Origin of the sequence: Pseudomonas medicaginis (assembly GCF_965119365.1) — a bacterium.
Lineage (GTDB): Bacteria > Pseudomonadota > Gammaproteobacteria > Pseudomonadales > Pseudomonadaceae > Aquipseudomonas.
In genome coordinates this window covers 5,700,005-5,721,454 of sequence record NZ_OZ221631.1, presented here as the reverse complement: position 1 = coordinate 5,721,454, position 21,450 = coordinate 5,700,005, and the positions used below count along the sequence as shown (strand labels likewise).

Below are 21,450 nucleotides of genomic sequence, written 5' to 3'. Positions count from 1 at the left end.
CCCTGGGCGTAAACACGGGCATGAAGGTCAGCGAAGTTGACGCATTGAATCTGCGTCGTAGGGAAGGTAAGTAAAGATGGTACAGGTGAGAGCACACCAGCCGATCAACACCGACGGCAGTATCAATCTCGAGGCTTGGCTCGATCATGCGGTCAGCGTCGACATGGCACTGGATCGCGAAGCCTTGAAGGCCGCCTGCGAGTTCGCTCGCGAGGCGGAGCAGCAACACAACGCGGCGAAGAACCTGTGGTCCGAAGGCACCTCGAGTTTCCAGACGGGCCTGGAGATCGCCGAAATTCTCGCTGACCTCAAGCTCGACCAGGACTCCCTGGTGGCGGCGGTGCTGTACCGTGGCGTGCGCGAGGGGCAGATCCAGCTACCGGTGGTCAGCCAGCGCTTCGGCACCGTGGTGGCCAAGCTGATCGACGGCGTACTGCGCATGGCGGCCATCAGCGCCAGCCTCAGCCCGCGCCAGTCCCTGGTGCTGGGTACCCAGGGCCAGGTGGAAAACCTGCGCAAGATGCTGGTGGCGATGGTCGACGACGTGCGCGTCGCGCTGATCAAGCTGGCCGAGCGCACCTGCGCGATCCGCGCCGTGAAGTCCGCCGATGACGAAAAGCGCAATCGCGTCGCCCGGGAGGTGTTCGACATCTATGCACCCCTGGCCCACCGTCTCGGCATCGGTCACATCAAGTGGGAGCTGGAGGACTTGTCCTTCCGCTACCTGGAGCCCGACCAATACAAGCAGATCGCCAAGTTGTTGCATGAGCGGCGCCTGGATCGCGAGCGTTTCATCACCGATGTGATGACCCAGTTGCGCGAAGAGTTGCAGGCCACCGGCGTGGAAGCCGACATCAGTGGTCGTGCCAAGCATATCTACTCGATCTGGCGGAAAATGCAGCGCAAGGGCCTGGAATTCAGCCAGATCTACGACGTTCGCGCCGTTCGCGTACTGGTCCCGGAAATGCGCGACTGCTACACCGCGCTGGGGATCGTCCATACCTTGTGGCGACACATTCCGAAGGAGTTCGACGACTACATCGCCAACCCCAAGGAAAACGGCTATCGCTCGTTGCACACGGCGGTGATCGGCCCTGAGGGCAAGGTGCTGGAAGTGCAGATCCGCACCCATGCCATGCACGAGGAAGCCGAGCTGGGCGTCTGCGCCCACTGGAAATACAAGGGGACCGACGTCAAGTCCGGGTCCAACCACTACGAAGAGAAAATCTCCTGGCTGCGCCAGGTGCTCGAGTGGCATGAGGAGCTGGGAGACATCGGTGGCCTGGCCGAACAGTTGCGCGTCGACATCGAACCGGACCGGGTCTACATCTTCACCCCCGACGGCCACGCCATCGACCTCCCCAAGGGCGCGACACCGCTGGACTTCGCCTACCGGGTCCACACCGAGATCGGCCACAACTGCCGTGGTGCGAAGATCAACGGACGGATCGTGCCGCTCAACTACAGCCTGCAGACCGGTGAACAGGTCGAGATCATCACCAGCAAGCACGGTACGCCGAGTCGCGACTGGCTGAACCCGAACCTGGGCTACATCACTACCTCCCGGGCGCGGGCGAAAATCGTCCATTGGTTCAAGCTGCAAGCCCGCGACCAGAACGTCGCCGCCGGCAAGACCCTGATCGAGCGTGAGCTCGGTCGCCTGGGTCTGCCGCAGGTGGATTTCGACAAGCTGGCCGAAAAAGCCAACATGAAAACCGCCGAGGACATGTTCGCCGCCCTCGGTGCCGGCGACCTGCGCCTGGCGCAGTTGGTCAACCTGGCCCAGCAACTGGTGGAGCCGGAGCGTGGCAACGAACAACTGGAGCTGATTCCGCGCAAGGCCACCGGCTACAAACCGGGCAAGCGCGGCGATATCCAGATCCAGGGCGTGGGCAACCTGATGACCCAGATGGCCGGCTGCTGCCAGCCATTGCCGGGGGACGCGATCGTCGGCTACATCACCCAGGGCCGCGGCGTGAGCATTCACCGCCAGGACTGTGCCTCGGTGCTGCAACTGGCCGGTCGCGAGCCGGAACGGATCATCCAGGTCAGTTGGGGCCCGGTGCCGGTGCTCACCTACCCGGTGGACATCGTCATCCGCGCCTACGATCGCTCCGGTCTGCTGCGTGACGTGTCCCAGGTGTTGCTCAACGAGCGGATCAACGTGCTGGCGGTCAATACCCGTTCGAACAAGGAAGACAACACCGCACTGATGTCCCTGACCATCGAGATTCCGGGGCTGGATGCACTGGGGCGGTTGCTGGGGCGGATCTCCCAGTTGCCGAATATCATCGAGACCCGGCGTAACCGGACGCCGGGGTAAGCCCTCTGACTAATTGTGGGAGCGGGCTTGCTCGCGAAGGCGGTATGTCAGAAACACTAATGTTGACTGACCCACCGCTTTCGCGAGCAAGCCCGCTCCCACAGGGTTATTTATGTACAGTATTGAAGACCTGCTCCACTTGATGAGCCGCCTGCGAGACCCGCAGTACGGCTGCCCGTGGGACATCAAGCAAACCTACGCCACCATCGTTCCCCATACCCTGGAAGAAGCCTTTGAGGTGGCCGACGCCATCGAGCGCGGTGATTTCGATCACTTGCAGGGCGAGTTGGGCGACCTGTTGTTCCAGGTGGTGTATTACAGCCAGTTGGCCCGGGAAGAAAACCGATTCGAGTTCGCTGGTGTGGTCGACAGCATCACGCGCAAGCTGATCCGCCGCCATCCCCATGTATTTCCTACCGGTGACCTGTGTGCGCCCATGGATATCCCGCGTCTGAGTGAAGAACAGGTCAAGCAGCGTTGGGAAGAAATCAAGGCAGAGGAACGAGCCGAGAAAGCCTCTGCGCCCGAACAGTTGTCGTTGCTCGACGACGTGCCCGCTGCCTTGCCGGCGCTGTCCCGCTCGGCGAAATTGCAGAAGCGTGCCGCCCGGGTGGGTTTCGACTGGCCAGGTCCTTTGCCGGTGCTCGACAAGGTCCGCGAGGAACTGGACGAAGTGCTCGAAGCCATGGCTGACAATGACGCGCAAGCCATCAGCGACGAGATCGGCGACCTGCTGTTCAGCGTGGTGAATCTGGCCCGTCACCTCAAGGTGGACCCTGAAACAGCCTTGCGCGGCGCCAATGGCAAGTTCGAGCGGCGGTTCCGATTTATCGAACAGGCATTGCGCGACACCCACCGTCCCATGGAAGATTGCACCCTCGAAGAGTTGGACGCCTTGTGGGGCGAAGCCAAACGTCAGGAAAAGAATTTGCCCAGCTGTGGCTGAGGCCGTTGCCTAAGTGAGTAAGCACCATGAGCCTTTCCCTTCGCGACCAGTTGCTCAAAGCAGGGCTGGTCAACCAAAAGCAGGCCAAGCAGGTCGGCAAAGAGAAACAGAAGCAGCAGCGCCTGGCCCATAAAGGCCAGATTGAACTGGATGATTCCCAGCAGCGCGCCGCCCAGGAAGCCATGGCCGAAAAGGTCAAGCGCGACCAGGAACTCAACCGGCAGCAGCAGGAAAAAGTCGAGCAGAAGGCCCGCGCTGCACAGATCAAGCAATTGATCGAAGTCTCGCGCCTGCCGAAGCTGACCACCGAGGACTATTACAACTTCGTCGACGACAAGAAGGTCAAGCGTATCTCGGTCAATACCCTGATGCGCAACAAGCTGAGTAGCGGTTCGCTGGCGATCGTCCATCATGCTGGCGGCTACGAAGTGATCCCGCGCGAGGCAGCCCTGAAGATCCAGGAGCGTGACCCCAAGCGCATTGTCCAGCTCAATACCCAGACCGAAGAAGTGGACGCGGACGATCCGTACGCGGCGTATCAGATTCCGGATGATTTGATGTGGTAAGCAGGGTAGCCAGCTAAACACAAAACCTAATGTGGGAGCGGGCTTGCTCGCGAAGGCGGTGGGTCAGGCAACGATTATGTCGACTGACCCACCGCCTTCGCGAGCAAGCCCGCTCCCACAAGTGTTTTGTGTGGCTCAGGATTCTGCTATTTCACGCAAGCGCTGTTTTTCCTGGCGCTCCAGCTCAGCCTTGTAGCTTTGGGCCTCCGTCTCTGAGTGGAACATCCCCACCAGCAAATCCTGTTGATGCACATCCCAAATCCGGATACCCGCCGCAATGGCTTCGTGGGACATGTGGGCGTCGTCGCGTTCATTTACTTTCACAGTCATCTTGCAAGCTCCAATCTCTGTCATCTGCAGCAAGGCGTGTGCAGGACTTTGTTATAGGTTTTGATAGCCTGCTAAGTAAATGCTCCGGTTCGTTAAGAAGTCTTCATGAAACGGGCAGATGTCCTGAGGGTCAGGCGTTACGCGGCATTCGGTCGCAGGTCTGTTTCATGAAGAAAATTTCATGAGATCCCATAGTCCCCCAGCGAAAGCAAAAACCTTGTGGGAGCGAGCCCTGCTCGCGAAGAGGCCATCGCAGTCAGCGACAATTTTCAGCGAGGCAGAGCAAGCCCAAGCAGTCGCGACCGGACAGGCTCGATGAATCGCACCTCCAAAAACCATGCATACCTGTCAACTTTGACAGTTACCCCACTCCCTAAAACCCTGTTTACTTCTAACCAGCGCGGAGACGGGATGGGGTTGGTGGTGCCTGCTCTACCTTGAGGTGAGCCAGCCATGGGCGTCCATGGCAGGGTGGCAATCAAAAGGGGTCATATGATGAATATTTCCAAGGTGATATTGATTGGGCTTATGGTTATAGCCGGCTGTGTAGATGCTGCTTCATCAATGAACGCAGATATGCCAAATGGATCAATTAAACTGTCTGCAAACGAAGATGGGGGAGGTAAGTCATGTGTTTTGAAAATTAAAGAAACAACTGAAGCGCAGTATTTTTCTTTGGCGGATACTGGTTGTACTAATGATGAGGCGAGGTATTTTGCGCTTGATAATGTACCTTCGGCTACACTAATACGGTTTGATGATATACGTTGCAATCAAACCGATCATAACTGGTATTTCAAAATAAAAACAATTGTTCATCCTACTTCGACTCGTCGGATTAATCTCAGGGAGCTGCAGGGGGCGGCAACCGGCTCAATTATAGTTAAGGGGGTTGTGCTTGTAGAAAGAAAATATCCGGGTGACTATCAAGACGGGAAATTGAGTTGCGTCGTCGTTTGGCGTTCGGCCCAGCCGTGAAGTGAGCCAGGGTACATCGGGATAAGAAGGGTGCGCAGCACTTGTTTCTTAAGTTCTGTCTATTTAATTAATTTCTGTTGTTTCAACGCTATTAGTGTTTTCCTATCGGTGACAACGATCTTGCATGCTTTTATGGCTTCACGATTAGCATCACCGTTAACTGATCCACCGCCATCGCGAGCAGGGGGTTGGTGTTGGGTATGAAATTAAGGGCAAAAAGAAGCCCCGCGTTTGCGGGGCTTCTTGGTGTTCGGGTCGATCAGCTGCCTTTCACAGCCTTCCCGTTGACCGTACCGTCCTGGAGCATGATGTTGTACTCCTTGCCGTCGGTCTCGACCTGTTGCAGGCGCACCAGCAGGTAGTCCCAGTCCTTGGCGAACCAGAGCACGGTGATGCGCTTGCTTTGCGTCGGGTCGCGCACGCGTTCGACCTTGATCGCGTCGATCTGGCCGGCCTTGGTCTCGACTTTTTCCGAACCCAGCACGCGGAAGTCATAGGTGTCGACTTCGCCATCGTCGACCACCTGGTAGCTCATGCTTTTCTTGCCGGCCGCGACGTCGTGCTGCAAGGCCAACTGGTAGGTGGACTTGTCGACCATGCCACGGTTGAGCGGCAGCTTGACCGCATCGCCGCGATCGGTGCCGGTGACCATCTTGGTGTTCCAGTCGAAGTCCAGGTCGGCCTTCTTGGCCTTGCCCAGGCCGCCACGTTCGAAGTGGTAGGACTGGGGCAGCAGGGTGTCCTTGTCCAGGGTCAGGGTGCTTTCTTCGGTCAGGCTGGCGATCATCATCGAAGCCTTGAAGCTCAGCTTCCAGGTGCCGTTGGCTTCCTTGGTCAGGCTGCGTTCGGCGGTGCCGCTCATGGGCAGCTGTTTCCAGTCGGCGGTGTAGCTGGCGGAGAACGGTTGAAGGTCTGCGGCCTGTGCCAGGGGCAAGGCAAGCAGAGCGCAAGCGAAGAGCAGGGCGCGACGCATAAAATCTCCTAGTGTCGAATCAAATGGCCGCTGGCGGCGAGCAACTGGCCGTCCAGTGAGGCACCACGATCGTCGAGGGTCAGCCTTCCTTCGGCAAACCAACGCACGGCCATCGGGTAGATCTGGTGCTCGCGGGCGTGAACCCGTTGCGCCAGGCTTTGCGGCGTGTCGTGCAACTCTACCGGTATTACTGCCTGTACGACCAGTGGTCCGCCATCGAGTTCCTCGGTGACGAAGTGCACGGAGCAGCCGTGCTCCGTGTCTCCGGCCTCCAGCGCGCGCTGGTGAGTGTGTAACCCTTTGTATTTGGGCAGCAGCGAAGGATGGATATTGAACAGGCGGCCCTGGTAGTGACGCACGAAGCCAGCGCTGAGGATGCGCATGAACCCAGCGAGTACGACCAGGTGCGGATTGAAGGTGTCGATCTGTTCGATCAGCGCGGCGTCGAAGGCTTCGCGGCCCTCGAACGCCTTGTGATCCAGGACGCGGGTGTCGATCCCCGCGTCCTTGGCGCGTTGCAGGCCGTAGGCATCGGCGCGGTTGGAAATCACCGCGCGGATACGGACCGGGCTGTCGCCGGTCCGGGTGCTGTCGATCAGGGCCTGCAAGTTACTGCCGGTGCCGGACAGCAGCACCACCACGTCACAGGTTGCGGACATCAGTGCGCCTTAAGGTTTTTCAGCTCGACCTGGGCAGCGCCTTCGGCCGCGGTGGCGATCTGGCCGATGACCCAAGGCTGCTCGCCGGCTTCGCGCAGGACGTTCAGGGCAGTTTCGACATGCTCCTGGGCCACGCAGATGACCATGCCCACGCCGCAGTTCAGCACGCGGTGCATTTCTGTTTCATCGACATTGCCTTTCTCTTGCAGCCAGTCGAACACCGCCGGACGGGTCCAGCTCGCCACGTCGACCACAGCCTGGGCGCCTTTTGGCAGCACGCGCGGGATGTTGTCCAGCAAGCCACCACCGGTGATGTGGGCCATGGCCTTGACGGCGCCGGTGTCCTTGATCAGCTTGAGCAACGGCTTGACGTAGATGCGGGTCGGGGCCATCAACAGGTCGGCCAGTGGCTTGCCGTCGAGCTGGGTGTTTTCAATGTCGGCGCCCGAGACTTCGATGATCTTGCGGATCAGCGAGTAGCCGTTGGAGTGCGGGCCGGAGGACGGCAGGGCGAGCAGGGCATCGCCAGCGGCGACTTTCGAGCCGTCGATGATCTCGGCCTTTTCCACGACGCCGACGCAAAAGCCGGCCAGATCGTAGTCTTCGCCTTCGTACATGCCAGGCATTTCAGCGGTTTCGCCGCCGACCAGGGAGCAGCCGGACAGTTCGCAGCCGGCGCCGATGCCGGTCACGACCTGGGCGGCGGTGTCGACGTTCAGTTTGCCGGTGGCGTAGTAGTCAAGGAAGAACAGCGGCTCGGCACCGCACACCACCAGGTCATTCACGCACATGGCCACCAGGTCGATGCCGATGCTGTCGTGCTTGTTCAGGTTCAGGGCCAGGCGCAGCTTGGTGCCGACGCCGTCGGTGCCCGAGACCAGGACCGGTTGCTTGTAGCCGGCCGGGATCTCGCAGAGGGCGCCGAAACCGCCCAGGCCGCCCATGACTTCCGGACGCGCAGTGCGCTTGGCGACGCTCTTGATGCGTTCGACCAATGCTTCACCGGCGTCGATGTCTACACCGGCGTCCTTGTAGCTCAGGGAGGGTTGCTTGCTCATGATCCAGGCCTTTAGGGGGGATTTCTGGGTAACGACCGACGCCGGGGCCATTGAATAACCGTTGTACGAATTATTCTGGGAGCCCAGCCATTGCCGGTCTGCGAAGGCGCGCGATTTTATCAGGCTTGAGGGGCAGCGGCCATCCTCGCGCCGACGGGCAGGGACATATCCACGGAAAAAAACCGATATTTCTTATATTGGTACTGCGCAGCGCCTCTGTATAAGGTGTAGCGGTAACCGGTTATGGTGATGACCGTGCGAAACTTCCACCGGGCGTGTGAATGTTTTGCCGGGTGCTGTGGTCACAGCCATGCTCAATCTTCTTCACACGGCCAGTTCCAGCCGTTATGTCCGGGAATCTTCCATGCGTTTGTTCAAATTCTTGTCTGTGGGCTGCTTGTCGCTGATCAGCCTGGCGAGCCATGCCGAAACCGTCAATGGCCTCTATCAAGTGCTCGAACCGGTCACCAGCCAGGCGCCGGAGGAGCGCAACCAGGCGACGTTGCGCGCCCTGGATACGCTGGTGCTGCGCCTGACCGGCGACGTCAAGGCGGCCCAGAATCCCGGGTTGGCGGCGATCCGCCAGGACCCGCAACAGATCATTCTTCAATATGGCTATGACGCCGGCCCGCCGGAAAGCCTCAAGGTGGACTTCGATCCGACGAGCACCGACCGGGCATTGCGCTCGGCGGGCTTGCCGCTGTGGAGCGCAAACCGGCCATCGATCCTGGGCTGGTGGTTGAACGACTCGACCGAGGGCTCCAGCCTGGTGGGCGACGGCCAGGCCAGCGCCGCACCGCTGCGGCGTGCCGCGCAGCATCGGGGCCTGGCGCTGCACCTGCCGCTGGCGGATTTGAGCGAGCAGATCGTCGCCACTGCGCCGAACCTGGAAGGCAGTGACCCGGCACCGTTGCGCGATGCGTCGGAGCGCTACGCGACGGACGCCTTGCTGGCGGTCCATGCCAAGGAAGAGGGTGGGCAGTGGCAAGGCACCTGGCGCCTGTGGCTGGGGGACCAGCGTGAGCAGGGCACTGCCCAGGGCGCCGATCCCGCCGCCCTGGCCGATGCTGTCATGCTCGCGGTGAGTCAACGCCTGGCGCCGCGTTTCGTCGCCAAGCCGGGTGTGGCCACCGAACAACTGCTGGAAGTACAAGGCATGAACCTGGAGCGCTACGCGGCGCTTGGGCGCTTGCTCGAACCGTTCGCTGGGCAGTTGCAGCGGGTCGAAGGGGACCGGATCGTCTATCGGGTCAACGGCAGCGCCGAACAACTGAAGGCGCAGTTGGCCCTGGCAAAACTGCAGGAGGTTCCACCCGGCGAGGCGGTCGCGCCGGTGCCGGTGGCACCCCCTGCCGCCGAGGGTTCGGCCCCGGTTGCAGCGCCTGCGCCTGCGCCGGCCGCCAACTTGCGGTTCCGCTGGTAGGTTTTCTTTCTTATATATAGCTGGAGTGGTTCATGGGCGATACGCGGCGTTGGTTCTGGTTGGGCGGGGTTGCCCTGCTGTTCGCGCTTATCTATTTGCTGCATCCGATCCTCACGCCGTTCCTGGTTGCCTTGTTGTTGGCCTATCTGTTCGATCCGGTGGTGGATCGCCTGGAAAAACTCGGCCTGTCGCGGACCTGGGGGGTGGTGACAGTCTTCGCCTTGTTCACCTTGATCGTGGTCGCGCTCTTGCTGGTGCTGATCCCGATGCTCGCCAAGCAATTGCTGCGGCTGTACGAGTTGGCGCCGCAGATGCTCGATTGGTTGCAGCACAGCGCGGTGCCATGGGTGCAGTCGAAATTGGGCTTGGCCGACGGTTTCTGGAAGTTCGACAAGGTCAAGGCCGCCATCAGCGAGCACATGGGCCAGACCACCGACATCGTCGGCGTGGTGTTGAGCCAGGCCACGGCCTCGGGGCTGGCGTTGATGGGCTGGCTGGCGAACCTGGTGCTGATTCCGGTGGTGGCTTTCTATCTGCTGCGGGACTGGGACCTGATGATGGCCAAGATCCGCAGCCTGCTGCCGCGGCACCGTGAAGAACGCATCATGACCCTGACCGGCGAATGCCATGAGGTGCTGGGGGCGTTCGTGCGTGGACAACTGCTGGTGATGGTGGCCCTGGGCTTCATCTATGCGGCAGGGCTGATGCTGGTCGGGCTGGAGTTGGGGCTGCTGATCGGCTTGATCGCCGGGCTGGCGGCCATCGTCCCGTACATGGGCTTCGTGATCGGTATTGGCGCGGCATTGGTCGCCGGGTTGTTCCAGTTCGGCGGCGACTTGTACCCGATGGTCGGCATCGTGTCGGTGTTCATGGTCGGGCAGGCCTTGGAGGGCATGGTGCTGACGCCACTGTTGGTGGGCGACCGCATTGGCCTGCACCCGGTGGCGGTGATCTTTGCGATCCTGGCGGGGGGCGAGTTGTTCGGCTTCACCGGGATCCTGCTGGCGCTGCCGGTGGCGGCCGTGATCATGGTGCTGGTGCGGCATATGCACGATCTGTACAAGGATTCGGACATCTACAGCGGCGTCGAAGACCCCGACCTGTAGGGCGAACGGCGGGCGGGGTGTCAGGGAAACTGACGCTCCGCACCCTTGCCGTTGCAAACCTTTGATTTTGCTCGTGGTCCGGCGCATTGTGCGGTCCGCGTCACGGGTATAAACTTTGCGCACTTTACACAGAGGCCACTAACGGTTCCTTGGGAACTGTTCAGTCAGCATGAAACCGATTCAGCTGCCCCTAGGTGTGCGTCTGCGTGATGACGCCACCTTTATCAATTACTACCCAGGCGCCAACGCCGCTGCACTCGGCTATGTCGAGCGGCTTTGCGAAGCCGACGCCGGCTGGACCGAAAGCCTGATCTATCTGTGGGGCAAGGACGGGGTAGGGCGCACGCACCTGTTGCAGGCCGCGTGCCTGCGGTTCGAGCAATTGGGCGAACCGGCGGTGTACCTGCCGTTGGCCGAGTTGCTCGATCGCGGCGTCGAAATCCTCGACAACCTTGAGCAGTACGAGCTGGTGTGCCTGGACGACCTCCAGGCCGTGGCCGGCAAGGCTGACTGGGAAGAAGCGCTGTTCCATCTGTTCAATCGGTTGCGTGACAGCGGTCGGCGCTTGCTGATCGCCGCCTCGACCTCGCCTCGGGAACTGCCAGTGAAGCTGGCGGACCTTAAATCCCGCCTCACCCTGGCGCTGATCTTCCAGATGCGCCCGCTGTCCGACGAAGACAAGCTCCGTGCCTTGCAACTGCGCGCTTCCCGACGTGGCCTGCACCTGACCGACGAAGTCGGGCATTTCATCCTCACCCGTGGTACCCGCAGCATGAGCGCGTTGTTCGAACTGCTCGAACGCCTCGACCAGGCCTCGCTCCAGGCCCAGCGCAAGCTGACTATTCCTTTTTTGAAAGAAACATTGGGCTGGTAGAAGCGTTGCAAGTAGTGGCTCTTGGCCTGCTCTGGGCGCGACGAAACCCACGGTCCTGCTGGGCGGCAGGCCACGTGACGTTCAAAATGGGCTTAAGCGCTTAGATGTAAACGCAAAACCGAGAAGTCACATTTGCATCGATTGAATTTGCAAATGAGGTTGATAGAAGGCATAGTCTCGCCATCTTTACTACTCCAGCCACGGTCGTGCCCATGCTAAATCGCTTCGCACCCCTCGTGCCTCTCGCACTCGTTACCCTGTTGTTCGGTTGCGCTGCCCACTCCCCAGTGTCCCAGCAAGTACAACAACCACAGGTTCAGAACACCGTTACCGCCCAGTCTTCCTCCGTGTCCTTCCAGGAAGAAATGGCCAACGACAAAGAGCTGGCAGCCTTCGCCGGCAACAAGCCTTACCAACTTCCGGTGCTGGCCGACAGCATCCTGGAACGTGGCATGTCGTTGATCGGCACCCGTTATCGCTTTGGCGGCACCTCTGAAGCCGGGTTCGATTGCAGCGGTTTCATTGGCTACCTGTTCCGCGAAGAGGCCGGCATGAACCTGCCGCGTTCCACTCGCGAAATGATCAACGTGAACGCCCCGCTGGTAGCACGCAACCAGTTGGAGCCCGGTGACCTGCTGTTCTTCAGCACCAACGGTCGTCGCGGGCGCGTCAGCCACGCCGGTATCTACCTGGGCGACAACCAGTTCATCCATTCCAGCAGCCGCCGCAGCGGTGGCGTGCGGATCGACAGCCTGGGCGACAGCTACTGGAGCAAGACTTTCATCGAAGCCAAGCGCGCCCTCGCCATGGCACCGACCGTGGTCACTGCTCGCAAGTAAGCACACAGTTTGTAAGGCAAACTTAAAGTCTTACTTGAAGTTTGCTGCATAGCCGCTAGAATCCTTGATCATTGATTGATGGCAATCCGCCTGCGTATTACGCAGGCGGATTTGTTTTCATGCCCACGGCAGAAAAGCCGCATCCAGATCAGGATTGTTCTGCATATGTCGACGTCGGCCCGCCTCTCGCTCATGTTCTTCGCCGCACTGCTCAGTGCGTGTGCCAGCCGTACCCCGCCGCCAGCACCGGTGCGGGCCCCGGTGGTCTTTGCCCCCTCGCAATCCTTTTCCCCGGCCGCCGAAGATGTGCTCTTCCGGGCGCTGGGCCTGGTGGGTACGCCTTATCGTTGGGGCGGTAACACGCCGGATTCAGGCTTCGATTGCAGTGGCTTGATCGGCTATGTGTACCGCGACGCCGCCGGTATTGCGCTGCCACGTTCCACGCGGGAAATGATCAGCATGCGGGCGCCTGAAGTGGGTAAGGACGCGTTGCAGAGCGGTGACCTGGTTTTCTTCGCCACCAACGGCGGCTCCCAGGTCAGCCACGCGGGGATCTATGTCGGCGAGGGGCGCTTCGTGCATGCGCCGGCCACGGGTGGCACGGTCAAGCTCGACAGCCTGTCCAAGGCTTATTGGCAGAAGGCTTACCTGGGCGCCAAGCGTGTGTTGCAACCGGAGCACCTGGCGCGTAATCCCTGAGATGGCGTTGCGCGGATGCACTTTGTGACGGGGGGTATCCCCGCTGGCTGCGCAGCAGCCCCACTACCGCAAATCGCGGCGTGTCAGGCGACTCGCAACCAGGCAGCTATTTTGGGGCTGCTTCGCAGCCCAGCGGGGATAAATCCCCTCGCCACAAAGGTGGACAGTTTTATTTAGCGGACACCCTCCAGATCTTGTTCCCCACGTCATCGGCCACCAAAAGCCCGCCTTGTTTATCAATCACCACGCCCACCGGCCGGCCCTGGGCTTTCTCGTCCGCATCGAGGAACCCGGTCAGCACATCCACCGGTTGCCCCACCGGTTTGCCGCCATTGAACGGTACGAAAATCACCTTATAGCCACTGTGGGGCTTACGGTTCCAGGAGCCGTGCTGGCCGACGAAAGCCCCTTCGGTAAACGGTGCGGGCAAGGTGCTGCCCTCGGCGAAGGTCAGGCCCAATGATGCCGTGTGGGGCCCCACGGCGTAGTCCGGAGCGATGGCCTTGGCCACCAGGGCCGGGTTCTGGGGTTCGACCCGGGTATCGACGTTCTGCCCGTAATAGCTATAGGGCCAGCCATAAAAGGCGCCGTCCTTGACCGAGGTGATGTAGTCCGGCACCAGGTCGCTGCCGATCTCATCCCGCTCGTTGACCGCTGTCCACAGCGCGCCGCTGCGGGGCTCCCAGGCCAAGCCGTTGGGGTTGCGCAGGCCCGAGGCGAAGATCCGGTGATTGCCGCTGGCACGGTCCACTTCCCAGATGGCGGCGCGACCTTCTTCGGCCTCCATGCCATTTTCCGCAACGTTGCTGTTCGAGCCGGTGGTGACGTACAGCTTGCTGCCGTCACGGCTGGCAATCACGTTTTTGGTCCAGTGGTGGTTGAGGGTGCCACCGGGCAGATCGACGACTTTGGTCGGCTGGGCCTTGATTTGCGTGTCGCCATCCTTGTAGGGGAAGCGGATCAGTCGGTCGGTATCGGCCACGTACAGGTCATTGCCGATCAGGGTCATGCCGAAGGGCGAGTTGAGGTTTTCCAGGAACACCGTACGGGTTTCGGCAACGCCGTCGTGATCGGTGTCGCGCAACAACGTGATGCGATTGGGGCTGGGCACCCCGGCTCCGGCGCGGCCCATGACCTTTTTCATCACCCAGCCACGAATGCCCTTGGCGTCGTCCGGCTTGGGCGGGGCGTTGGTTTCGGCTACCAGCACATCGCCATTGGGCAACACATAGAGCCAGCGCGGATGGTCCAGCCCTTCGGCGAACGCCCCCACTTGCAGGCCCGGGGCCGCGGTCGGCTTGGCCCCCTCCGGCCAGCCGATGGCTTCGGCGATGTTGACGGTGGGGATCAGGGTCTTGTTCGGTTCAGGCAGTTTTGGCGCGGGGCCGGTGCCATCGGAGACTTGCAGGGTGGAAGACTCGCCACAAGCGACAAGCCCGGTGGCAAGGGCGACGATCAGAAGGTGGGGTGGCTTGAGCATGCTGGCTTCCCTATGAATGCATGTGGTTATTCATAGAGAAGCGTAGACGCGCGATGGTTCAACTGTGGGTAGGCCAGTCAGCCAGGCAGGTTCCCACAGCTTCTTGTGTGCAATGAATCAACCATGGGCCTGTTTGAACAGCACCGCGATGCCAGGGTGGTACTGCCCGGCTTCGTTGCGCAGCTTGCGATAGGCGTAAGGGAAGTACCAGGCCACGGCGCAGGTGTTTTCCTTCTGCAGGTCGTCGATCATGTCCTGCAGTTCTTCGGGTGTGGCGCTTTGCTGGGCTTTTTGCGGCGAGACGAACAGGCAGCCCAGCTTCAGGTCGCTGGCGTAGCTGATGCGCTTGGCATCGCTGGTGGCTTCCGACAGTGGCTGGGTCAGGTTCAGGTTGTTGACCTTGGGCCAGCGTTGGGTGGCCTGGATGAAGGCGCGTTCCTCGGTGCTGGCGATAAACAGATCGGCGCTGACGTTACGTTCGCCTTCTTCATTCTGCTTGCGAGTCGGCGCGTTCTGCAGCGTCACCATCTCTGCCATCCAGGCGGCGGCCGAGAGCAAGCCAAGGTTGGCCCGTTCATCGAACCAATAGGGCGTGTCATTATCGCCGCGCACGGCATTGTAGCGGTCGATGCAATCAAACCAGCGTTCCAGTACCGGACGCAGGAATTCCAGCTTTGGATTGCTGATGAGCATGCCTTGCATGTTTTTGCCCTCTTGTTCTTGTGATATCGGGTCGTGATGCCTATTTGATATCACTTGCCGCAGCGTGGCACAAGATTGACGTCACTTTATTGATCCGGGCCAATGTTCGGTACATAAGCCGTGGCGGCTTTAATTGACGCTCCACCCCCAACCCTCTAACCTTCGCCGCTTGTTTCAGGTGCTCTGTGGCCGTGGCCGACAGAGTGAAACAGGGAAGCCGGTGAGTGCATACGAACCCGGCGCTGCCCCCGCAACGGTAAATGAGTCAACGCTGTGCTCAAGCCACTGTGTCGCAGACATGGGAAGGCGCACAGACCGGCATTGTGCCGCTCATGAGCCCGGAGACCGGCCTGATCCATCCAACGGCATCACGGTGGGCGATGCCAGGCTTGTTGCCGTCCTTTTTTGTGCCCGCCCGCCGTTATCCAATCCCAACGGAGAGCCCCCATGACCGACTCCCTCATGACCGATACGTCTGATCGCGATGAGCGCCACCTGGCGCGCATGCTGCGCAAGAAAGCCGTGATCGACGAACGCATCGCCAACTCGCCGAACGAATGCGGTTTGTTGCTGGTGCTGACCGGTAACGGCAAGGGCAAGAGCAGCTCGGCGTTCGGCATGCTGGCCCGGTCCATGGGCCATGGCATGCAATGCGGCGTGGTGCAGTTCATCAAGGGTCGTAACAGCACCGGTGAAGAATTGTTTTTCCGCCGTTTCCCGGAGCAAGTGCGTTTTCATGTCATGGGTGAAGGCTTCACCTGGGAAACCCAGGACCGCCAGCGCGACATCGCCGCCGCCGAAGCGGCCTGGGCCGTCTCGCGGCAATTGCTCAGTGATCCGTCCATCGGCCTGGTGGTGCTCGACGAATTGAATATCGCCCTCAAGCACGGCTACCTCGACCTCGATCAGGTGCTGAGCGATCTGCAGGCCCGTCCGCCGATGCAACACGTGGTGGTGACCGGTCGCGGCGCTAAGCCCGAACTGATTGAGCTGGCCGACACCGTGACTGAAATGGGCATGATCAAGCACGCATTCCAGGCGGGTATCAAGGCACAGAAAGGCGTCGAACTGTGAGCGATGCTGCCATGACCCGCCACTGTCCGGCGGTGCTGATCGCAGCGCCGGCCTCGGGCCAAGGCAAGACCACCGTCACCGCAGCGCTGGCCCGGTTGCATCGCAACCAGGGACGCAAGGTGCGCGTCTTCAAGTGCGGCCCGGACTTCCTCGACCCGATGATCCTGGAGCGGGCCAGCGGCGCGCCGGTCTATCAATTGGACATGTGGATGGTCGGCGAGCAGGAAAGCCGCCGGCTGTTGTGGGAAGCCGCCGCCGAAGCGGACCTGATCCTGATCGAAGGGGTGATGGGGCTGTTCGACGGCACCCCGTCCAGCGCCGACCTGGCGCGGCATTTTGGCGTGCCGGTGCTGGCGGTGATCGACGGCACGGCCATGGCCCAGACCTTCGGCGCCCTGGCCCTGGGCCTGGCCCGCTATCAACCGGACCTGCCGTTCGCCGGGGTCTTGGCCAACCGGGTCGGCACCTTGCGCCACGCGCAATTGCTCGAAGGCAGCCTGACCGAAGGCTTGCGTTGGTACGGCGCGCTGTCCCGGGAGACCGGGATCGAGCTGCCCAGCCGTCATCTCGGGTTGGTCCAGGCCAGTGAGTTGAACGACCTCGACCTGCGCCTCGACGCGGCGGCCGATGCCTTGGCCGGCAGCTGCGAAGTCGCGCTGCCGCCTGCCGTCGAATTCGCGGCCCCTGAGGTGATCAATCCCGAGCCGTTGCTCGAGGGTGTGCGCATCGCCGTTGCCCGCGACGAGGCGTTTGCCTTCACCTACGGCGCCAGTCTCGATCTGCTGCGGGCCATGGGTGCGCAGTTGCGCTTTTTTTCGCCGATCCATGACACCGAACTGCCTGAGGCTGACAGTCTGTACCTGCCCGGCGGTTACCCCGAGCTGCATCACGTTGCGTTAGCTGAGAATGCCCCGATGCTGGCAGCGATCCGGGCTCACCATGCAGCCGACAAGCCATTGCTCGCCGAGTGTGGCGGCATGCTGTATCTGCTGGATTCATTGACAGACGTCGACGGCACCCGTGCCGAACTGCTGGGTTTGCTGGCCGGTGAGGCGCAGATGCAAAAACGCCTGGCGGCCCTGGCGCTGCAATCGGTGGAGCTGCCGGAAGGCACCCTGCGTGGGCACACTTACCATCATTCGTTGACCAGCACGGAGCTTGAGCCGATTGCCCGTGGGCACAGTCCCAATGGTGGGCGCGGGGCGGAGGCGGTTTTCCGGCAGGGGCGGATGACGGCTTCCTATGTGCACTTTTATTTCCCGTCGAATCCGCGAGCGATCGCCGGGCTGTTTGCGCCTGGCCTTGAGGCCGCCTTCGCGAGCAAGCCCGCTCCCACATTTGATCACCTGAACCCTGTGGGAGCGGGCTTGCTCGCGAAGAGGCCATGACCGACAACACTTTCTCCCAGGCCGAACGCGAGGCCATCTACCGCGCCATCGCCGAGCGCCGTGACATGCGCCATTTCAGCGGTGGTACGGTGGAGCCGGCTCTGTTGCGTCGGTTGCTGGAGGCTGCGCACCAGGCGCCCAGCGTCGGTCTGATGCAACCCTGGCGGTTCATCCGCATCAGCGATCGCGCCTTGCGCAGCGATATCCACCGGTTGGTGGAACAGGAGCGCATCCGCACCGCCGAGGCCTTGGGTGAGCGCAGCGATGCGTTCATGACGCTCAAGGTCGAAGGCATCAACGATTGCGCCGAGGTGTTGGTGGCGGCGTTGATGGATGACCGCGAGCGGCACATCTTCGGTCGCCGGACCTTGCCGGAAATGGACCTGGCCTCGCTGTCCTGCGCCATCCAGAACCTGTGGCTGGCCTCCCGCGCCGAGGGGCTGGGGATGGGCTGGGTATCGCTGTTCGAACCCCAGGCCCTGGCCGACCTGCTGGGCCTGCCCGCCGGGGCCAAGCCGCTGGCGATCCTCTGCCTGGGCCCGGTCGAAGGTTTTTACCCGGCGCCGATGCTCGCCCTGGAAGGTTGGGCGCAACCGCGTCCGCTCAATGAACTGTTGTATGAAAACCGTTGGGGAGTGAGCCCATGAGTGTGGCGTTGCTCAGTGCCGCCGCAGTGGCGCTGGATGCGCTGTGGGGCGAGCCCCGGCGCTGGCATCCGCTGGTGGCATTCGGCGGCTTTGCCGATCGCATCGAACAACGCTTCAACGCCGGCGGACGCGGCTGGCGCAGCCACGGGGTGACGGCGTGGGTGATCGCCGTGGTGCCGCTGACGCTGCTGGCCACGGCCCTGTCGTGGGCGCCGATGGTGGGCTGGTTGGTGGAGATCCTGGCGTTGTACTGTGCCCTCGGCCTGCGCAGCCTCGGTGAGCACGTCGAACCGGTGGCCCAGGCGTTGCGCAGCGGCGATCTTGACCAGGCGCGCCAGCGCGTCGGCTACCTGGTCAGCCGCGAAACCCGCGAGCTGGACGAAACCGCCGTGGCCCGCGCCGCCACCGAATCGGTCCTGGAAAACGGCAGCGACGCGGTGTTCGCCGCGCTGTTCTGGTTCGCCGTGGCCGGCGCGCCCGGTGTGGTGTTGTACCGGTTGAGCAATACCCTCGACGCCATGTGGGGCTATCGCAACGAACGCTTCGAGCGCTTCGGCTGGGCCGCCGCCAAGATCGATGATGGGCTCAACTACATTCCGGCGCGCCTGGTGGCGTTGACCTACGCGCTGCTCGGCAAGACCCGCCTGGCCCTCAAGTGCTGGCGCCGCCAGGGGCCCACCTGGGACAGCCCCAACGCCGGGCCGGTGATGGCCGCCGGGGCCGGTGCGCTGGGGGTCGAACTGGGCGGGGCGGCGGTTTACCACGGCGAACTGCACCAGCGTCCGCCGTTGGGTGAAGGCGTGCCGGCGAGTGCCGATTCCATTGATCGCGGCTGGCAATTGGTCCAGCGCGGCGTATGGTTGTGGTTGCTGATTCTCTGCCTGGGAGCTGAGTTTTATGCTTGAGCACGGCGGACGCTTGCGCAACGCGGCCCGGCAATACGGCATTGCCGAGGCCGATTGGCTCGATTTGTCCAGTGGCCTCGCGCCTTGGCCGTTCGACGTCCCGGCGATCCCCTTGCGGGCCTGGGCGCGCCTGCCGGAAACCGATGACGGCTTGGAACAGGCCGCCTGCGATTACTACGGCGCATTGGACGTGCTGCCGGTGGCCGGTTCGCAGATGGCCATCCAACTGTTGCCGCGCCTGCGTCGCAGCGGCAAGGTCGGCGTCTTGTCGCCGTGTTACGCCGAGCACGCCGAAGCCTGGCGCCGCAGTGGCTATATCGTGCGCGAAGTGTTGGAAACGGAAGTGGATTTCTTCCTCGACAGCCTCGACGTGCTGGTGGTGGTCAATCCGAACAACCCCACGGGCCTGAGCCTGGCGCCCGAGCGCTTGCTGGACTGGCATGCTCGCCTGGCCCAGCGCGGGGGCTGGCTGGTGGTGGATGAGGCCTTCATGGACGTCACGCCGGCGCTGAGCCTGGCCGCGCACACCCATCTGGTCGGGCTGATCGTCTTGCGTTCGTTCGGCAAGTTCTTTGGTCTGGCCGGGGTTCGCCTGGGCTTTGTATTGGCCGAGCGCCGCTTGCTCAGGTTGCTCGCCGAACAAGTCGGACCCTGGGTCGTCAGCGGGCCGACCCGGGTGCTGGGCCAGGCGTGCCTGCTGGACAGCGCTGCCCAGGTGTACCAGCGCCAACGCTGCGAAGCCACCAGCCAACGCTTGGCGTTGTTGCTCGAGCGGCACGGCTTCAAGCCTCAGGGCGGCTGCGGACTCTTCCAATGGTTGGTGACCGAACACGCCCAAGGGCTTCACGATTTCATGGCCCATCGCGGCATTCTCCTGCGCCTGTTCGTGACCACCAGCAGCCTGCGCTTCGGGCTGCCGGCCGACGACAGCGAATTCCTGCGCCTCGAACACGCCTTCGAGGCCTACGCCAAGGACACTCCATGACCACGTTGATGGTGCAAGGCACCACGTCCGATGCTGGCAAAAGTACCCTGGTCACGGCGTTGTGCCGGTGGGTCCGGCGCCAGGGCGTCAGCGTGGTGCCGTTCAAGCCGCAGAACATGGCGCTCAACAGCGCGGTGACGGCCGACGGCGGCGAGATCGGTCGGGCCCAGGCGGTGCAGGCCCAGGCCGCCGGCCTTGAGCCGCACACCGACATGAACCCGGTGCTGCTCAAGCCCAACAGCGACACCGGCGCCCAGGTGATCATCCATGGCCGCGCCGTCACCAGCATGAACGCCGTGGCCTACCACGATTACAAGGCCATCGCGATGCAGGCGGTGCTGGCTTCCCACGCGCGCTTGAGCGCGGCCTATCCGGTGGTGATGGTGGAAGGCGCCGGGTCCCCAGCCGAGATCAACCTGCGCGCCGGTGACATCGCCAACATGGGCTTTGCCGAGGCGGTGGACTGCCCGGTGCTGCTGATCGCCGATATCAATCGTGGCGGGGTGTTTGCTCATCTGGTGGGCACCCTGGAGTTGCTGTCCCCCAGCGAACAGGCGCGGGTCAAGGGCTTCGTCATCAACCGCTTTCGCGGCGACATCGCTTTGCTGCAACCGGGGCTGGACTGGCTGGAGGCGCGTACCGGCAAACCGGTGGTGGGGGTGTTGCCCTACGTGATGGACCTGCACCTGGAAGCCGAGGACGGCCTCGACCAGCGCCAGGCCGACAAGGCCGAACAGGTGCTCAAGGTGGTGGTGCCGGTGCTGCCACGCATCAGCAATCACACCGACTTCGATCCGCTGCGCCTGCACCCGCAGGTCGACCTGCAATTCATCGGCCCCGGCCAGGCGATCCCGCCGGCCGACCTGATCATCCTGCCGGGCTCGAAAAGCGTGCGCAGCGACCTGGCCTACCTGCGCGCCAACGGCTGGGAAACCGCGTTGCAGCGACACCTGCGCTACGGCGGCAAGCTGCTGGGCATTTGCGGCGGTTTGCAGATGCTTGGCGAGCAGGTCCACGATCCGTTGGGGCTCGAAGGCGCCGCCGGCTCCAGTGCCGGGCTGGGGCTGCTGGATTTTGAAACGACCCTGGAACACGAGAAGCAATTGCGCAATGTGCGTGGGCGACTGGCGCTGGAAGAGGCCGAGGTCGGTGGGTACGAGATCCATGCGGGCGTGACCACAGGCCCAGCGTTGGAACACCCGGCTGTGCAGTTGGATGATGGCCGTTGCGATGGTGCCCGGAGTCCGGATGGGCAGATTTTTGCTACCTACCTGCATGGGTTGTTCGAGTCCCCCGAAGCTAGCTGCGCGTTGTTGCGCTGGGCGGGGTTGCTGGATGTACAGGCGGTGGATTACCACGGGTTGCGCGAGCGGGACATCGAGCGCCTGGCGGACCTGGTGGAGCGGCATCTGGATGTTGGGGTGTTGCGTGAACTCTGTGGGATCTAGGGTGATTGTGAGGCCCCCATCGCGAGCAAGCTCGCTCCCACAATGGG

Annotated in this window: 21 protein-coding genes and 1 riboswitch; of the genes, 15 read left to right on the top strand and 6 right to left on the bottom strand. The window is 62.2% G+C overall.

Features of this window, described 5'->3' with window-relative positions; genetic code table 11:
- The first annotated feature begins 76 nt into the window (after positions 1-76).
- The 3 genes from relA to ACMTA2_RS25025 all read left to right on the top strand — a co-directional run bounded on the left by relA (position 77) and on the right by ACMTA2_RS25025 (position 3,835).
- On the top strand, positions 77-2,323 hold the full coding sequence (gene relA, locus ACMTA2_RS25035; protein ID WP_413792218.1) for a GTP diphosphokinase: 2,247 nt from the start codon (positions 77-79) through the stop codon (positions 2,321-2,323).
- A 112-nt stretch (positions 2,324-2,435) separates the two neighbouring features.
- Positions 2,436-3,269 (top strand): nucleoside triphosphate pyrophosphohydrolase, encoded by an 834-nt coding sequence (mazG, locus tag ACMTA2_RS25030; protein ID WP_413792217.1) that lies wholly within the window; start codon positions 2,436-2,438, stop codon positions 3,267-3,269.
- Between the two features lie 26 nt (positions 3,270-3,295).
- Positions 3,296-3,835 (top strand): DUF2058 domain-containing protein, encoded by a 540-nt coding sequence (locus tag ACMTA2_RS25025; RefSeq protein WP_053124301.1) that lies wholly within the window; start codon positions 3,296-3,298, stop codon positions 3,833-3,835.
- A 135-nt stretch (positions 3,836-3,970) separates the two neighbouring features.
- On the opposite strand, the gene ACMTA2_RS25020 is transcribed toward ACMTA2_RS25025, so the two are convergent.
- Positions 3,971-4,165, bottom strand: coding sequence for a hypothetical protein (locus tag ACMTA2_RS25020; RefSeq protein ID WP_413792216.1), 195 nt, complete (start codon positions 4,163-4,165; stop codon positions 3,971-3,973).
- Between the two features lie 495 nt (positions 4,166-4,660).
- Here ACMTA2_RS25020 and ACMTA2_RS25015 point away from each other — a divergent pair, with 495 nt between their 5' ends.
- Positions 4,661-5,143, top strand: a complete 483-nt coding sequence (locus ACMTA2_RS25015) for a hypothetical protein (protein ID WP_413792215.1) — start codon at positions 4,661-4,663, stop codon at positions 5,141-5,143.
- Positions 5,144-5,402: 259 nt separating this feature from the next.
- Here ACMTA2_RS25015 and ACMTA2_RS25010 read toward each other — a convergent pair whose 3' ends face one another.
- From ACMTA2_RS25010 to purM, 3 genes are read right to left on the bottom strand one after another with little or no spacing between them, the layout of a single operon-like run.
- Positions 5,403-6,116, bottom strand: coding sequence for a DUF3108 domain-containing protein (locus tag ACMTA2_RS25010; protein WP_413792214.1), 714 nt, complete (start codon positions 6,114-6,116; stop codon positions 5,403-5,405).
- Positions 6,117-6,124: 8 nt separating this feature from the next.
- Complete coding sequence (purN, locus tag ACMTA2_RS25005; protein ID WP_413792213.1) at positions 6,125-6,775, bottom strand: phosphoribosylglycinamide formyltransferase; 651 nt, start codon at positions 6,773-6,775, stop codon at positions 6,125-6,127.
- Positions 6,775-7,833 carry a phosphoribosylformylglycinamidine cyclo-ligase gene (gene purM / locus ACMTA2_RS25000; protein WP_003204658.1) on the bottom strand — a complete coding sequence of 353 codons (1,059 nt, stop codon included), beginning with the start codon at positions 7,831-7,833 and terminating at the stop codon, positions 6,775-6,777. Before purM ends, purN begins: the two co-directional genes overlap by 1 nt.
- A gap of 364 nt (positions 7,834-8,197) precedes the next feature.
- Here purM and ACMTA2_RS24995 point away from each other — a divergent pair, with 364 nt between their 5' ends.
- The 5 genes from ACMTA2_RS24995 to ACMTA2_RS24975 all read left to right on the top strand — a co-directional run bounded on the left by ACMTA2_RS24995 (position 8,198) and on the right by ACMTA2_RS24975 (position 12,774).
- Complete coding sequence (locus ACMTA2_RS24995) at positions 8,198-9,256, top strand: DUF2066 domain-containing protein (RefSeq protein WP_413792212.1); 1,059 nt, start codon at positions 8,198-8,200, stop codon at positions 9,254-9,256.
- A 32-nt stretch (positions 9,257-9,288) separates the two neighbouring features.
- A complete protein-coding gene (locus ACMTA2_RS24990; RefSeq protein ID WP_413792211.1) occupies positions 9,289-10,362 on the top strand; it encodes an AI-2E family transporter in 1,074 nt (357 codons plus the stop codon).
- Positions 10,363-10,531: 169 nt separating this feature from the next.
- Positions 10,532-11,236 carry a DnaA regulatory inactivator Hda gene (gene hda / locus ACMTA2_RS24985; RefSeq protein WP_003178999.1) on the top strand — a complete coding sequence of 235 codons (705 nt, stop codon included), beginning with the start codon at positions 10,532-10,534 and terminating at the stop codon, positions 11,234-11,236.
- 212 nt (positions 11,237-11,448) lie between these two features.
- Positions 11,449-12,075: a C40 family peptidase gene (locus tag ACMTA2_RS24980; RefSeq protein WP_413792210.1), complete on the top strand. Its 627-nt coding sequence runs from the start codon at positions 11,449-11,451 to the stop codon at positions 12,073-12,075.
- Between the two features lie 165 nt (positions 12,076-12,240).
- Positions 12,241-12,774, top strand: coding sequence for a C40 family peptidase (locus ACMTA2_RS24975; protein ID WP_413792209.1), 534 nt, complete (start codon positions 12,241-12,243; stop codon positions 12,772-12,774).
- Between the two features lie 169 nt (positions 12,775-12,943).
- Here the strand turns inward: ACMTA2_RS24975 and ACMTA2_RS24970 are convergent, their stop codons facing one another.
- Both ACMTA2_RS24970 and ACMTA2_RS24965 read right to left on the bottom strand, forming a co-directional pair.
- Complete coding sequence (locus tag ACMTA2_RS24970) at positions 12,944-14,254, bottom strand: PQQ-dependent sugar dehydrogenase (protein ID WP_413792208.1); 1,311 nt, start codon at positions 14,252-14,254, stop codon at positions 12,944-12,946.
- 117 nt (positions 14,255-14,371) lie between these two features.
- Positions 14,372-14,956, bottom strand: coding sequence for a hypothetical protein (locus ACMTA2_RS24965; protein WP_413792207.1), 585 nt, complete (start codon positions 14,954-14,956; stop codon positions 14,372-14,374).
- A 159-nt stretch (positions 14,957-15,115) separates the two neighbouring features.
- A riboswitch (cobalamin riboswitch) is annotated at positions 15,116-15,324 on the top strand.
- A gap of 94 nt (positions 15,325-15,418) precedes the next feature.
- On the opposite strand from ACMTA2_RS24965, the gene cobO reads away from it, so the two are divergent.
- The 6 genes from cobO to ACMTA2_RS24935 are packed head-to-tail and all read left to right on the top strand — an operon-like array spanning position 15,419 to position 21,403.
- On the top strand, positions 15,419-16,030 hold the full coding sequence (gene cobO / locus ACMTA2_RS24960) for a cob(I)yrinic acid a,c-diamide adenosyltransferase (RefSeq protein ID WP_413795719.1): 612 nt from the start codon (positions 15,419-15,421) through the stop codon (positions 16,028-16,030).
- Between the two features lie 11 nt (positions 16,031-16,041).
- Positions 16,042-17,418, top strand: a complete 1,377-nt coding sequence (locus ACMTA2_RS24955) for a cobyrinic acid a,c-diamide synthase CobB (RefSeq protein ID WP_413792206.1) — start codon at positions 16,042-16,044, stop codon at positions 17,416-17,418.
- The gene (bluB, locus tag ACMTA2_RS24950) at positions 17,415-18,065 is read left to right on the top strand and encodes a 5,6-dimethylbenzimidazole synthase (protein ID WP_413792205.1); all 651 of its coding nucleotides are present in this window, start codon (positions 17,415-17,417) and stop codon (positions 18,063-18,065) included. Before ACMTA2_RS24955 ends, bluB begins: the two co-directional genes overlap by 4 nt.
- Positions 18,062-18,970, top strand: coding sequence for an adenosylcobinamide-phosphate synthase CbiB (gene cbiB / locus ACMTA2_RS24945; protein WP_413792204.1), 909 nt, complete (start codon positions 18,062-18,064; stop codon positions 18,968-18,970). Before bluB ends, cbiB begins: the two co-directional genes overlap by 4 nt.
- The gene (gene cobD / locus ACMTA2_RS24940; RefSeq protein WP_413792203.1) at positions 18,963-19,955 is read left to right on the top strand and encodes a threonine-phosphate decarboxylase CobD; all 993 of its coding nucleotides are present in this window, start codon (positions 18,963-18,965) and stop codon (positions 19,953-19,955) included. Before cbiB ends, cobD begins: the two co-directional genes overlap by 8 nt.
- The gene (locus ACMTA2_RS24935; RefSeq protein WP_413792202.1) at positions 19,952-21,403 is read left to right on the top strand and encodes a cobyric acid synthase; all 1,452 of its coding nucleotides are present in this window, start codon (positions 19,952-19,954) and stop codon (positions 21,401-21,403) included. The genes cobD and ACMTA2_RS24935 overlap by 4 nt, the downstream gene beginning before the upstream one ends.
- Positions 21,404-21,450 lie beyond the last annotated feature (47 nt).